The organism is Pseudomonas sp. S2_F07, assembly GCF_054668325.1.
The window spans coordinates 4,263,504-4,275,956 of the sequence record NZ_CP162758.1 but is presented as its reverse complement, the minus strand read 5'-3'; the positions used below and the strand labels follow the sequence as shown (position 1 = coordinate 4,275,956).

Here is a 12,453-nt window from a genome sequence, read left to right as displayed (position 1 = left end):
CCTGTTTCGGCCCCGCGCCACGGCTCATTCTTGCTTGAGGTCCTTTAAATACTATGTCCATGACTCCCCGTGAAATCGTCCACGAACTCAACCGCCACATCATCGGCCAGGACGATGCCAAGCGCGCCGTCGCCATTGCCCTGCGCAACCGCTGGCGCCGCATGCAGCTGCCTGAAGAGCTGCGTGTTGAAGTAACGCCAAAGAACATCCTGATGATCGGCCCGACCGGTGTCGGTAAAACCGAGATCGCCCGTCGCCTGGCAAAACTGGCCAACGCGCCGTTCATCAAGGTCGAAGCAACCAAGTTCACCGAAGTCGGCTATGTCGGCCGCGACGTCGAATCGATCATCCGTGACCTGGCCGATGCCGCGATCAAGCTGCTGCGCGAACAGGAAATCGTCAAGGTTCGCCACCGCGCCGAAGACGCCGCCGAAGAGCGCATCCTCGACGCCCTGCTGCCACCGGCACGCATGGGCTTCAGCAGCGACGACGCCCCGACGGCCGACTCCAATACCCGCCAGCTGTTCCGCAAACGCCTGCGCGAAGGTCAGCTGGATGACAAGGAGATCGAAATCGAGGTCGCCGAAATGGCCGGCGTCGATATCTCCGCGCCACCGGGCATGGAAGAAATGACCAACCAGTTGCAAAGCCTGTTTGCCAACATGGGCAAGGGCAAGAAGAAAGCCCGCAAACTCAAGGTCAAGGAAGCGCTGAAGCTGGTGCGCGACGAAGAAGCCAGCCGCCTGGTCAACGATGAAGAATTGAAGGCCAAGGCCCTGGAAGCGGTCGAACAGCACGGCATCGTGTTCATCGACGAAATCGACAAAGTGGCCAAGCGTGGCAATTCCGGTGGCGTCGATGTATCCCGCGAAGGCGTGCAGCGCGACCTGCTGCCGCTGATCGAAGGCTGCACCGTCAACACCAAGCTGGGGATGGTCAAGACCGACCACATCCTGTTCATTGCTTCCGGTGCGTTCCACCTGAGCAAGCCGAGCGACCTGGTGCCCGAGTTGCAAGGCCGCCTGCCGATCCGTGTCGAACTCAAGGCCCTGAGCCCCGAGGACTTCGAACGCATCCTCAGCGAGCCTCACGCCTCGCTCACCGAGCAATACTGCGCACTGCTGAAAACCGAAGGCCTGGGCATCGAGTTCCAGCCCAGCGGTATCAAGCGCATCGCGGAAATCGCCTGGCAGGTCAACGAGAAAACCGAAAACATCGGTGCCCGTCGCCTGCACACCCTGCTCGAGCGCCTGCTCGAAGAGGTGTCGTTCAGCGCCGGTGACCTGGCCAGCGTCCATGACGGCAAGGTGATCCAGATCGACGCCGACTACGTCAACAGCCACTTGGGCGAATTGGCGCAGAACGAAGACCTGTCCCGTTATATCCTGTAAGCAACTCTTACAGCGATAGAGAACCTGTGGGAGCGAGCTTGCTCGCGATGAGGCCATCTCATTCGATATTCATGTTGAATGTGATACCGCAATCGCGAGCAAGCTCGCTCCCACAAGGATCTCCACAAAGCGGACATCCGGCCATGATCCCCACCGACATCAAGCTGCACAAAGCCTCGAAAACCCTGACGCTCAAATACGCGTCCGGCGAGGAATACACCCTGCCCGCCGAGTTCCTGCGCGTGCACTCTCCTTCCGCCGAGGTCCAGGGCCATGGCAAACCCATCCTGCAATTTGGCAAGATCAACGTAGGACTGACCAAGCTGGAACCGGCCGGTCAGTACGCACTGAAACTGACCTTCGACGACGGCCACGACAGCGGCTTGTTCACCTGGGAATATCTGTACGAGTTGGGGCGACGTTATGACGCACTCTGGGAAGATTATCTGGCCGAGCTCAAAGCCGCCGGAAAAACCCGCGATCCGAACGAATCCGTCGTCAGGCTGATGCTCTAATCCGAGCCTCTTGCTCTTTAGAGGGCATTTTCTAATTTCATCTGTTTGAATGCTCCGCTCCAGGGCCGCCGATTGGCCTGCTTGCGAAAAAAATTAAACTCGGGTAACCAATGGAACTGGCAAGTTCCCTGCAGTGCTCTCTGCATTAAAAAGCAGCGATGCAGTATTAACGGTCACCCCGAGCAGTAGTACCTGGCATTGGCTGTGTGACTACACAGCAGGACCCGGTACTCGTCTCAGGACAATGGAGCGTCGTAGATGAGTAACAAGAATAACGATGACTTGAAGAGTCAAGCCTCGGAAAACACCTTGGGGCTGAATCCTGTCGTTGGACTGCGTGGAAAGGATCTACTGGCTTCTGCTCGAATGGTGCTCAGGCAGGCCATCAAGCAACCGATTCACAGCGCCAAGCATGTCGCTCATTTCGGCCTTGAACTCAAGAACGTGCTGCTCGGTAAATCCGAGCTGCTACCGACCAGCGATGACCGTCGTTTCGCGGATCCGGCCTGGAGCCAGAACCCGCTCTACAAACGCTATCTGCAAACCTACCTGGCGTGGCGCAAGGAACTCCACGACTGGATCGACGACAGTAACCTGCCGGCCAAGGACGTCAGCCGCGGGCACTTCGTGATCAACCTCATGACCGAGGCCTTCGCCCCGACCAACACGGCGGCCAACCCGGCGGCGGTCAAGCGCTTCTTCGAAACCGGTGGCAAGAGCCTGCTCGATGGCCTCTCGCACCTGGCCAAGGACCTGGTGCATAACGGCGGCATGCCGAGCCAGGTCAACATGGGCGCATTCGAGGTCGGCAAGACCCTTGGCGTGACCGAGGGTGCGGTGGTCTTTCGCAACGACGTGCTGGAGCTGATCCAGTACAAGCCGATCACCGAGCAGGTGCATGAACGCCCACTGCTGGTGGTACCGCCACAGATCAACAAGTTCTACGTTTTCGACCTGAGCCCGGAAAAGAGCCTGGCGCGGTTCTGCCTGCGCAACAACATGCAGACCTTCATCGTCAGCTGGCGCAACCCGACCAAGGAGCAGCGCGAGTGGGGCCTGTCGACCTACATCGAAGCGCTCAAGGAAGCGGTTGATGTGGTCACCGCCATCACCGGCAGCAAAGACGTGAACATGCTCGGTGCCTGCTCCGGTGGCATCACCTGCACCGCGCTACTGGGCCACTATGCGGCAATCGGCGAGAACAAGGTCAACGCCCTGACCCTGCTGGTCAGTGTGCTCGACACCACCCTGGACAGCGACGTGGCCCTGTTCGTCGACGAGCAAACCCTCGAAGCCGCCAAGCGCCAGTCGTACCAGGCTGGTGTGCTCGAAGGCCGCGACATGGCCAAGGTCTTCGCCTGGATGCGCCCCAACGATCTGATCTGGAACTACTGGGTCAACAACTACCTGCTGGGCAACGAGCCGCCGGTATTCGACATCCTGTTCTGGAACAACGACACCACCCGGTTGCCCGCCGCGTTCCATGGCGACCTGATCGAGATGTTCAAAAGTAACCCGTTGACCCGTGCCGATGCACTGGAAGTGTGCGGTACGCCGATCGATCTGAAGAAGGTCACCGCCGACATCTTCTCGCTGGCCGGCACCAGCGACCACATTACCCCGTGGCGTTCCTGCTACAAGTCGGCGCAACTGTTCGGCGGCAACGTTGAATTCGTGCTGTCCAGCAGCGGGCACATCCAGAGCATTCTGAACCCGCCGGGCAATCCGAAATCGCGCTACATGACCAGCACCGAAATGCCCGCCAATGCTGATGACTGGCAGGAAGAGTCGACCAAGCACGCCGACTCCTGGTGGCTGCACTGGCAGGCGTGGCAAGCACAGCGTTCGGGCAATCTGAAAAAAGCTCCGCTGAAACTGGGCAACAAGGCCTATCCAGCGGGTGAAGCCGCACCGGGCACCTATGTACACGAGCGGTAACTGACACACCTCAACTTCCCTGTGGGAGCGAGCTTGCTCGCGATGACGGTGGCAGGTTTGGCATATGCGCTGACTGACACTCCGCTATCGCGAGCAAGCTCGCTCCCACAGGGGGCGAGGATGAATTGGAAAAAGCGACCCACAGGGCCAGAAGCATGCCGCAACCCTTCATATTCCGTACCGTCGATCTGGATGGCCAGACGCTCCGCACGGCGGTACGCCCCGGCAAGCCTCACTTGACGCCCCTGCTGATTTTCAACGGCATCGGCGCCAACCTGGAGCTGGTGTTCCCGTTCATCGCGGCACTGGACCCGGACCTGGAAGTCATCGCCTTCGACGTACCCGGCGTTGGCGGTTCGTCAACACCGAACCGGCCTTATCGTTTTCCGAGCCTGGCGAAACTCACGGCGCGCATGCTCGACTATCTCGACTATGGGCAAGTCAACGTCATCGGCGTGTCCTGGGGGGGCGCACTGGCCCAGCAGTTCGCCTTCGACTATCCGGAACGCTGCAAGAAACTCGTGCTGGCCGCGACGGCGGCGGGTGCGGTGATGGTGCCGGGCAAACCGAAAGTGCTGTGGATGATGGCCAGCCCGCGACGCTACATCCAGCCGTCCCACGTGATCCGCATTGCACCGATGATCTACGGTGGTGCGTTCCGTCGCGACCCGACGCTGGCCGCGAGCCATGCGGCCAAGGTGCGTTCGGCGGGCAAGCTCGGTTACTACTGGCAGCTGTTTGCCGGCCTCGGCTGGACCAGCATCCACTGGCTGCACAAGATCCGCCAGCCGACCCTGGTACTGGCCGGCGACGATGACCCTCTGATCCCGTTGATCAACATGCGCGTGCTGGCCTGGCGGATTCCCAACGCCCAGTTGCACATCATCGATGACGGGCATCTGTTCCTGATTACCCGGGCTGAAGCGGTGGCCCCGATCATCATGAAATTCCTGGAAGAGGAGCGCCAGCGCGCGGTGATGCATCCGCGTCCGGCGCCATTAGGCGGCTAAAACCGCTGCATCAGCGGTCGGCAGGACGCCACGCCGCGCAACAACCCGTTACAGCGTCTATGGTGTTCTGGTTCGGTGTGTTTGTTTTTGGCCTGAAGACGAAGGAGTGTTGACTCATGCGCGAGAAACCAACGAGGGATTCTTTACCGACTCCCGCCGCGTTCATCAATGCACAGAGTGCGATTACCGGTCTGCGCGGTCGGGATCTGCTGTCGACCCTGCGCAGTGTGGCCGCCCATGGCTTGCGCAATCCGGTGCACAGCGCCCGACATGCCCTCAAACTCGGCGGTCAGCTTGGCCGTGTGCTGCTGGGCGAAACCCTGCATCCGACCAATCCGCAGGACGCCCGCTTCACTGATCCGGCGTGGAGCCTCAACCCGTTTTATCGGCGTAGCCTGCAGGCCTATCTGAGCTGGCAGAAACAGGTCAAGAGCTGGATCGACGAGAGCGACATGAGCCCGGACGACCGTGCCCGCGCCCACTTCGCTTTCGCCTTGCTCAACGACGCCGTATCGCCCTCCAACACTCTGCTCAATCCACTGGCGGTCAAGGAGCTGTTCAATTCCGGCGGCAACAGCCTGGTGCGCGGCATCAGCCATTTGGTGGACGATCTGCTGCACAACGATGGCCTGCCCCGGCAAGTCACCAAGCAAGCGTTCGAGGTTGGCAAGACGGTCGCCACCACCACCGGTGCCGTGGTGTTTCGCAACGAGCTGCTGGAGTTGATCCAGTACAAGCCGATGAGCGAAAAGCAGTACTCCAAGCCCCTGCTGGTGGTGCCGCCGCAAATCAACAAGTACTACATTTTCGACCTGAGCCCTCACAACAGCTTCGTCCAGTTCGCCCTGAAAAACGGCCTGCAAACCTTCATGATCAGCTGGCGCAACCCGGATGTGCGCCATCGCGAATGGGGGCTCTCGACCTACGTGGAAGCCGTGGAAGAAGCCATGAACGTCTGCCGGGCGATCACCGGCGCACGGGAGGTCAACCTGATGGGCGCCTGCGCCGGCGGGCTGACCATTGCCGCATTGCAGGGTCACTTGCAGGCCAAACGGCAACTGCGCAGGGTGTCCAGCGCGACTTACCTGGTGAGCCTGCTCGACAGTCAGATGGATAGCCCCGCGACGCTGTTCGCCGACGAACAGACCCTGGAAGCGGCCAAGCGCCGTTCCTATCAGAAAGGTGTGCTGGACGGCCGCGACATGGCCAAGGTCTTCGCCTGGATGCGCCCCAACGATTTGATCTGGAGCTACTTCGTCAACAACTACCTGTTGGGCAAGGAGCCACCGGCGTTCGACATCCTCTACTGGAACAACGACAACACGCGTCTACCGGCCGCCCTGCATGGCGACCTGCTGGACTTCTTCAAACACAACCCGCTGACTCACCCGGGTGGCCTGGAAGTGTGTGGCACACCGATCGACTTGCAGAAGGTCACCGTCGACAGCTTCAGCGTCGCCGGCATCAACGATCACATCACGCCGTGGGACGCGGTGTATCGCTCGACGCTGTTGCTCGGTGGCGAGCGCCGCTTCGTGCTGTCCAACAGTGGTCATGTGCAGAGCATCCTCAACCCGCCGAGCAACCCGAAAGCCAACTACGTCGAGAACGGCAAACTGAGCAGCGACCCCCGTGCCTGGTACTACGACGCCAAGCGTGTCGACGGCAGTTGGTGGACCCTGTGGCTGAGCTGGATTCAGGAACGCTCCGGCGCGCAGAAGGAAACCCACATGGCCCTCGGCAACCAGAACTATCCACCGATGGAGGCGGCACCCGGTACTTACGTGCGCGTGCGCTGACGTTCAACGAGCCACGGCCGCTGTCGGCCGTGGCAAGACCCGATCATTAAGAAGACTGGATGAAAACCCGCGACCGGATCCTCGAATGTGCCCTGCAGTTGTTCAATCAAAAGGGCGAACCGAATGTCTCCACCATGGAAGTTGCCAATGAAATGGGCATCAGCCCGGGCAACCTCTACTACCACTTCCACGGTAAGGAACCGCTGATTCTCGGGCTGTTCGAGCGCTTCCGAGGAGAACTGGCGCCCTTGCTCGATCCACCGGCCGATGCCGAACTGGCACCCGAAGAATACTGGCTGTTCCTGCACCTGATCGTCGAGCGCCTGTCCCACTACCGGTTCCTGTTCCAGGACCTGTCGAACCTCGCCGGGCGCCTGCCGAAACTGGCCAAGGGCATTCGCAATCTGCTCAATGCACTCAAGCGCACACTGGCGTCGCTGCTGGCGCGGTTGCAGGCGCAAGGACTGCTGGTCAGCGATACCCAGGCACTGGGGCAACTGGTGGAACAGATCACCATGACGCTGCTGTTCTCACTGGATTACCAGCGGATCCTGGATCGTCAGGGCGAGGTGCGATTGGTGGTTTACCAGATCATGATGCTGGTGGCGCCGCACCTGCTGCCGTCGATGAAGGCTGCAACCGAACAGATGGCGATGGAGTATCTGGAAGACCATTAAGATCAAAAGATCGCAGCCTTCGGCAGCTCCTACGATTGCCCTGTAGGAGCTGCCGAAGGCTGCGATCTTTTTCTATACACAAACAAAAACGCCCGGCCTTCACAGGCCGGGCGTTTTCTTGAGCCCTGAAAATCAGGACTGACTGGTTGGCGTCGTTGGAGCTGGCGCGACAGTCGGGGTGACAGCGGGGGTCGGTGCGGTCGCGGAGTTCGATGCGCTGACCGGAGCTGCCGGTGTTGCCGGTTTGGCAGCTGCCACTGCTGGTTTTGGCGCGGCGGCTTTTGGAGCTGCCGGCTTTTTCACCGCTGGTTTTTTCGCTGCAGCGGGTTTGGCTGCTGGCTTGGCCGCTGCAGTTTTCGCTGCAGGCTTGGCGGCCGGTTTAGCCGCAGGTTTAGCGGCGGCTTTTGCGGCAACCGGCTTGGCCGCTGGTTTGGCTGCGGCCGGTTTGGCGGCTGCAGTTTTAGCCGCAGGCTTGGCAGCAGGTTTGGCCGCTGCTTTTGCCAGTGGCTTGGCTGCGGTTTTGGCGGCCGGTTTGGCAGCAGGCTTGGCTGCCGCGGTTTTCGCCGCAACAGGCGCAACCTTGGCACCGGTCAGTTTTTCGATTTGCTTGGTCAGTGTTTCGACCTTGCTGTGCAGTGCCTTGACTTCGTTGCGGCTCGGTACGCCCAGACGCGAAATGGCGCTGTTCAGACGCTTGTCGAAAGCACCTTCCAGCTCATCCCACTTGCCCAGTGCGCGATCTTTCACGCCGCTGATACGCGATTTGGCCGAAGAAGCGGAGTCCTTGGCGGCGTCGACAGTCTTGCCAACAGCGCTCTTGGTGAGCTTCTCGGCTTTCTCGCCGTCTTTAACCAATGCATCGAAGAGTTTGCTGCCGTCAGTGTCGATCTTCGAGTACACGCCTAAACCAGCCAGCCAGATTTTTCGGGAGTAATCTTCAACCTTCCCGATCCACGAGCTGCCTTCTTTTTCGGTTTTCTTTTTAACAGCCATCCCGTTCTCCTTAAGATTTACGCGCGACACGTTCGAGCAATGCCGTCAGCTCATCGAGCTTAGCAGAGAGTGTCTCAACGTCATGTTTAGACGGAATACCGATACGATTCAAGGCACTTGCGACACGCGTGTCGAACGCCTTCTCGACCTTGTCGAGTTGAACTTCGACACGGCCTTTGAAAGTGCTGACTTCACTCTTGGCTTCATCGATCTCGGCATTGGCCGCTTCAAGTTTCTCGGCAACTACCTTTTTGCCTTTCTTTTCAACAACCTGACCAGCCTTGATCAGCTCTTGAAAGTACTCGCTGCCCTCTTGGCCGACCTTGGCGTAGGCACCCAGGCCTGCCAGCCAGATCTTGCGGGCATAGGATTTGACGTCGCCCAGCGTGCCAGTCGACGGGTCGATTTTTTTCTTCAAAATAACTTTGGCCATGGTGCACCTCACGCGCAGAAGGTTTGAGGAACTGCCCGCGAAATTGTCGGGCTTGGGCACAAAGTAGGGAGAAAAATTAGAAACGGCACCCTAACAACTGACATAAACCTTTGGCTTCGCCACAAAACAAATGTGGGAGCGGGCTTGCTCGCGAAGGCGTCAGGTCAGTCAATATCAATGTTGAATGACGCACCGCTTTCGCGAGCAAGCCCGCTCCCACAGGGGGATCTCATTTCAAACAGAAATCAGACCAACGCCTTGTCCAGCGCCTTCTCGATTTCCGCCTTGATCATGCCGCTCATGGCCGACATCATCAGGCCCAGTTCCACGTCGACCTTGATCGAGTCTTCACTGACATGCACCGCGCCCTTCACACCCGAGCGCTTGAGGTTCAGGGTGTCGCCGGACCACTGCGGCTCCAGGCCATACTGGTCGGAAAGTTTCTGCGCCAGCTTGTCGGCCTTTTCGCGAGCCGCTTCCTTACCCAGGCCATGGGCACGTTCAACACTAATACGGGCCATCGAATGACTCCTGCTTTATGGATGCTTTCCCGAGGCATCTTGACCTCTGCTGCGTCAAAACGTCCCGATGGTTGCCCATCTTACCTTCAGCCTTGCCAAGACAAAGCATGCCTTGGGGATTAGAATGTCGCGCATTCTCTTTTGGTGACAGCGATATGACTGATCAGCGCAAAGGCAGCGATGCCGAACCCACCACTCACTTCGGCTTCAAAAACGTTCCGGAAAGCCAGAAAGCGGAAAAAGTCGCTGAGGTTTTCCACTCGGTAGCCGCCAAGTACGACCTGATGAACGACCTTCTGTCGGGCGGCATGCACCGCCTGTGGAAGCGTTTTGCGATCGAATTGTCGGGCGTGCGCACCGGTAACCGCGTGCTGGACATCGCCGGCGGTACCGGCGATCTGACCCGCAAGTTCTCGCACCTGGTAGGCCCGACCGGCCAGGTCGTGTTGGCCGACATCAACGAATCCATGCTCAAGGTCGGTCGTGACCGCCTGCTGGACCTCGGTGTGGCCGGCAATGTCGAATTCGTCCAGGCCGATGCGGAAAAACTGCCGTTCCCGGACAACCATTTCGACTGCGTGACCATCGCCTTCGGCCTGCGTAACGTGACCCACAAGGAAGATGCCCTGCGCTCGATGCTGCGCGTGCTCAAGCCTGGCGGCCGTTTGCTGGTGCTGGAGTTCTCCAAGCCGACCAACGCGCTGATGTCCAAGGCCTACGACGCCTACTCGTTCGCCTTCATGCCGCTGATGGGCAAGCTGATCACCAACGATTCGGAAAGCTATCGCTACCTGGCCGAATCGATCCGCATGCACCCGAACCAGGAAACCCTGAAGTCGATGATGGTCGAGGCCGGTTTCGATCGCGTGACCTATCACAACATGACCGCAGGCATCGTTGCCCTGCACCGCGGCATCAAGCCCTGATGCTGCTCGCCGGCCTGCTCGCCAGCGTTGAACTCGGCCTGAACCGGGGGCTGCGTCTCGACAGCACGGCGCTGCCGCGGCTGGCGCACTTGACCGGCAAAGTGATTGCCGTCGATTGCCGCAGCCCGGCGCTGCAACTGTTCATCCTGCCCAGCGACGAAGGCCTGATGCTCGCCTCCCAGTGGGAAACCGGCGCCGATTGCACCTTGCGTGCACCAGCCTCGAGCCTGTTGAAACTGGCGATGAGCAAGGACAAGACCTCGATCCTGCACAGCCCTGAAGTCGAACTCGATGGCGACAGCGGCGTGCTGCTGGAACTGGCGGCGATCCTCCAGGACCTCGAACTGGACTGGGAGTACGAGCTGTCGCGCTGGCTCGGCCCGGTAGCCACGCAGCTGGTCGGCGGTCACCTGCGCAGCCGCGCCCGCTGGTATCAACAAGGCTTTGCCAGCCTGGGCCAGAACTTGGGCGAATACCTGGCCGAAGAATCGCGCACCCTCGTCGGTCAGCGCGAGGCCGAAGCCCGATTCAGTGAACTGGACCAGATCAAGCTCGATCTGGAACGTCTCGAGGCGCGTTTCGAGCGCCTTTCCCGATCCCTCGACCCAAGCGATAACGCATGAAGCTGCTTGCCGTCCGCCGTTTGTTGCGCATCCAGCGCGTCGTGATCCGTTACCGCCTCGATGACCTGCTGTTCGCCCTGCCACTGCCCTGGTTCTTGCGGGCACTGCGTTATGCCTTGCCGTGGCGCTGGTTCCCACGCAAGACCCTGGACCTGAGCCGTGGCGCGCGCTTGCGCCTGGCATTACAGGACCTGGGGCCGATCTTCATCAAGTTCGGACAGATCCTGTCCACCCGCCGCGACCTGCTGCCCGAAGACATCGCCGATGAGCTGATGAAGTTGCAGGACCGGGTGCCGCCGTTCGACTCGCAAGTGTCGGTCAAGCTGATCGAAGAACAGCTGGGCAAGAAAATCAGCGAAGTGTTCAGCCGTTTCGACGTCGAACCGCTGGCCTCGGCCTCGGTGGCGCAGGTGCATGCCGCGCAACTGAAAACCGGTGAAGAAGTCGTGGTCAAGGTGATCCGCCCGGGCCTCAAGCCGGTGATCGCCCAAGACCTGGCGTGGCTGTTCATCCTCGCCCGCGCCGCCGAAAAACTCTCGGCCGATGCGCGCCTGCTGCACCCGGTGGACGTGGTCAGCGACTACGAAAAAACCATCTACGACGAACTCGACCTATTGCGCGAGGCGGCCAATGCCAGCCAGTTGAAGCGCAATTTCGAAGGCTCGCCGCTGCTGTACGTGCCGCAAGTCTATTGGGACTGGTGCCGGCCGAAAGTGCTGGTGATGGAACGCATCTACGGCATTCAGGTCACCGATCTGGCGACTCTTGCCGACCAGCGCACCGACATGAAAATGCTCGCCGAACGTGGCGTGGAGATTTTCTTCACCCAGGTGTTCCGCGACAGCTTCTTCCACGCCGACATGCACCCTGGCAACATTTTCGTCAGCACCGTGAATCCGTGGAGCCCGCAGTACATTGCCATCGACTGCGGCATCGTCGGCAGCCTGACCCCGGAAGACCAGGATTACCTGGCGCGCAACCTGTTCGCCTTCTTCAAGCGCGATTACCGTCGCGTGGCGCAGTTGCACATTGATTCGGGCTGGGTGCCGGCGGAAACCAAACTCAACGAGTTCGAAGCAGCGATCCGTACCGTGTGCGAGCCGATCTTCGAAAAACCGTTAAAAGATATTTCCTTCGGCCAGGTGCTGATGCGCCTGTTCCAGACTGCGCGCCGCTTCAACATGGAAGTGCAGCCACAATTGGTCCTGCTGCAAAAAACCCTGCTGAACATCGAAGGGCTGGGCCGCCAGCTGTACCCGGACCTCGATCTGTGGAACACCGCGCAGCCGTTCCTCGAACGCTGGATGCGCGAGCGGGTCAGCCCCAAAGCCCTGCTCGGCAATGTGCACAGCCAGTTCGAACAGATCCCGCACCTGGCCAACATGGCCCGCGACCTGCTCGAGCGCATGTCACAACCCCATGCCCTCAACCCGCCGCCTTCGTGGCACCGACGCCGTGATGACTGGTTCCTGCGCCTGCTCGGTACGGCCCACCTGGCCGGTGGCGCCGTCCTTGCCGCGGGCGGTCCGCTGAACCAGTTGGCCTATTGGCCGGCGGGAATCATGATGGCGGTCGGTTTGTATCTGGTCGTGCGCCGATAGCCAGTTGTGTGAACGACTGGCACACT

12 protein-coding genes are annotated in these 12,453 nt (G+C 60.0%); 9 read left to right on the top strand and 3 right to left on the bottom strand.

Translation table 11 applies throughout. From position 1 onward, the window contains the following. Positions 1-53 precede the first annotated feature (53 nt). The 6 genes from hslU (at position 54) to AB4O40_RS19405 (ending at position 7,330) form a co-directional block, all read left to right on the top strand. On the top strand, positions 54-1,391 hold the full coding sequence (hslU, locus tag AB4O40_RS19430) for an HslU--HslV peptidase ATPase subunit (protein ID WP_056725716.1): 1,338 nt from the start codon (positions 54-56) through the stop codon (positions 1,389-1,391). A gap of 143 nt (positions 1,392-1,534) precedes the next feature. Further along, positions 1,535-1,906: a gamma-butyrobetaine hydroxylase family protein gene (locus tag AB4O40_RS19425; protein ID WP_056725718.1), complete on the top strand. Its 372-nt coding sequence runs from the start codon at positions 1,535-1,537 to the stop codon at positions 1,904-1,906. 258 nt (positions 1,907-2,164) lie between these two features. After that, positions 2,165-3,844, top strand: a complete 1,680-nt coding sequence (phaC, locus tag AB4O40_RS19420; protein WP_056725720.1) for a class II poly(R)-hydroxyalkanoic acid synthase — start codon at positions 2,165-2,167, stop codon at positions 3,842-3,844. Positions 3,845-3,999: 155 nt separating this feature from the next. Next, positions 4,000-4,854 carry a poly(3-hydroxyalkanoate) depolymerase gene (gene phaZ, locus AB4O40_RS19415; protein WP_056725721.1) on the top strand — a complete coding sequence of 285 codons (855 nt, stop codon included), beginning with the start codon at positions 4,000-4,002 and terminating at the stop codon, positions 4,852-4,854. A 116-nt stretch (positions 4,855-4,970) separates the two neighbouring features. Further along, entirely contained in the window at positions 4,971-6,653 is a 1,683-nt protein-coding gene (gene phaC, locus AB4O40_RS19410) for a class II poly(R)-hydroxyalkanoic acid synthase (RefSeq protein WP_460053628.1), read from the top strand. Between the two features lie 59 nt (positions 6,654-6,712). Continuing rightward, a complete protein-coding gene (locus AB4O40_RS19405) occupies positions 6,713-7,330 on the top strand; it encodes a TetR/AcrR family transcriptional regulator (RefSeq protein ID WP_460053630.1) in 618 nt (205 codons plus the stop codon). Between the two features lie 132 nt (positions 7,331-7,462). Here AB4O40_RS19405 and AB4O40_RS19400 read toward each other — a convergent pair whose 3' ends face one another. The 3 genes from AB4O40_RS19400 to AB4O40_RS19390 all read right to left on the bottom strand — a co-directional run bounded on the left by AB4O40_RS19400 (position 7,463) and on the right by AB4O40_RS19390 (position 9,277). After that, positions 7,463-8,323, bottom strand: coding sequence for a phasin family protein (locus AB4O40_RS19400; protein WP_056725726.1), 861 nt, complete (start codon positions 8,321-8,323; stop codon positions 7,463-7,465). Positions 8,324-8,333: 10 nt separating this feature from the next. After that, positions 8,334-8,756, bottom strand: coding sequence for a phasin family protein (locus AB4O40_RS19395; RefSeq protein ID WP_056725728.1), 423 nt, complete (start codon positions 8,754-8,756; stop codon positions 8,334-8,336). 245 nt (positions 8,757-9,001) lie between these two features. Then, positions 9,002-9,277, bottom strand: a complete 276-nt coding sequence (locus AB4O40_RS19390; RefSeq protein ID WP_015093124.1) for a polyhydroxyalkanoic acid system family protein — start codon at positions 9,275-9,277, stop codon at positions 9,002-9,004. A gap of 155 nt (positions 9,278-9,432) precedes the next feature. On the opposite strand from AB4O40_RS19390, the gene ubiE reads away from it, so the two are divergent. The 3 genes from ubiE to ubiB are packed head-to-tail and all read left to right on the top strand — an operon-like array spanning position 9,433 to position 12,427. Beyond that, on the top strand, positions 9,433-10,203 hold the full coding sequence (gene ubiE, locus AB4O40_RS19385) for a bifunctional demethylmenaquinone methyltransferase/2-methoxy-6-polyprenyl-1,4-benzoquinol methylase UbiE (protein ID WP_007989286.1): 771 nt from the start codon (positions 9,433-9,435) through the stop codon (positions 10,201-10,203). Continuing rightward, complete coding sequence (locus AB4O40_RS19380; RefSeq protein ID WP_223541772.1) at positions 10,203-10,826, top strand: ubiquinone biosynthesis accessory factor UbiJ; 624 nt, start codon at positions 10,203-10,205, stop codon at positions 10,824-10,826. Before ubiE ends, AB4O40_RS19380 begins: the two co-directional genes overlap by 1 nt. Further along, positions 10,823-12,427, top strand: a complete 1,605-nt coding sequence (gene ubiB / locus AB4O40_RS19375; RefSeq protein WP_056725732.1) for a ubiquinone biosynthesis regulatory protein kinase UbiB — start codon at positions 10,823-10,825, stop codon at positions 12,425-12,427. Before AB4O40_RS19380 ends, ubiB begins: the two co-directional genes overlap by 4 nt. The last annotated feature ends 26 nt before the right edge of the window (positions 12,428-12,453 follow it).

Excerpts from the sequence above, each read along its gene's own strand:
- AB4O40_RS19390 (WP_015093124.1), bottom strand. The coding sequence starts at position 9,277 with ATGGCCCGTATTAGTGTTGAACGTGCCCATGGCCTGGGTAAGGAAGCG.
- AB4O40_RS19380 (WP_223541772.1), top strand. The coding sequence starts at position 10,203 with ATGCTGCTCGCCGGCCTGCTCGCCAGCGTTGAACTCGGCCTGAACCGG.
- phaC (WP_056725720.1), top strand. The coding sequence starts at position 2,165 with ATGAGTAACAAGAATAACGATGACTTGAAGAGTCAAGCCTCGGAAAAC.
- ubiB (WP_056725732.1), top strand. The coding sequence starts at position 10,823 with ATGAAGCTGCTTGCCGTCCGCCGTTTGTTGCGCATCCAGCGCGTCGTG.
- phaZ (WP_056725721.1), top strand. The coding sequence starts at position 4,000 with ATGCCGCAACCCTTCATATTCCGTACCGTCGATCTGGATGGCCAGACG.
- AB4O40_RS19395 (WP_056725728.1), bottom strand. The coding sequence starts at position 8,756 with ATGGCCAAAGTTATTTTGAAGAAAAAAATCGACCCGTCGACTGGCACG.
- AB4O40_RS19400 (WP_056725726.1), bottom strand. The coding sequence starts at position 8,323 with ATGGCTGTTAAAAAGAAAACCGAAAAAGAAGGCAGCTCGTGGATCGGG.
- phaC (WP_460053628.1), top strand. The coding sequence starts at position 4,971 with ATGCGCGAGAAACCAACGAGGGATTCTTTACCGACTCCCGCCGCGTTC.
- ubiE (WP_007989286.1), top strand. The coding sequence starts at position 9,433 with ATGACTGATCAGCGCAAAGGCAGCGATGCCGAACCCACCACTCACTTC.
- AB4O40_RS19405 (WP_460053630.1), top strand. The coding sequence starts at position 6,713 with ATGAAAACCCGCGACCGGATCCTCGAATGTGCCCTGCAGTTGTTCAAT.
- AB4O40_RS19425 (WP_056725718.1), top strand. The coding sequence starts at position 1,535 with ATGATCCCCACCGACATCAAGCTGCACAAAGCCTCGAAAACCCTGACG.
- hslU (WP_056725716.1), top strand. The coding sequence starts at position 54 with ATGTCCATGACTCCCCGTGAAATCGTCCACGAACTCAACCGCCACATC.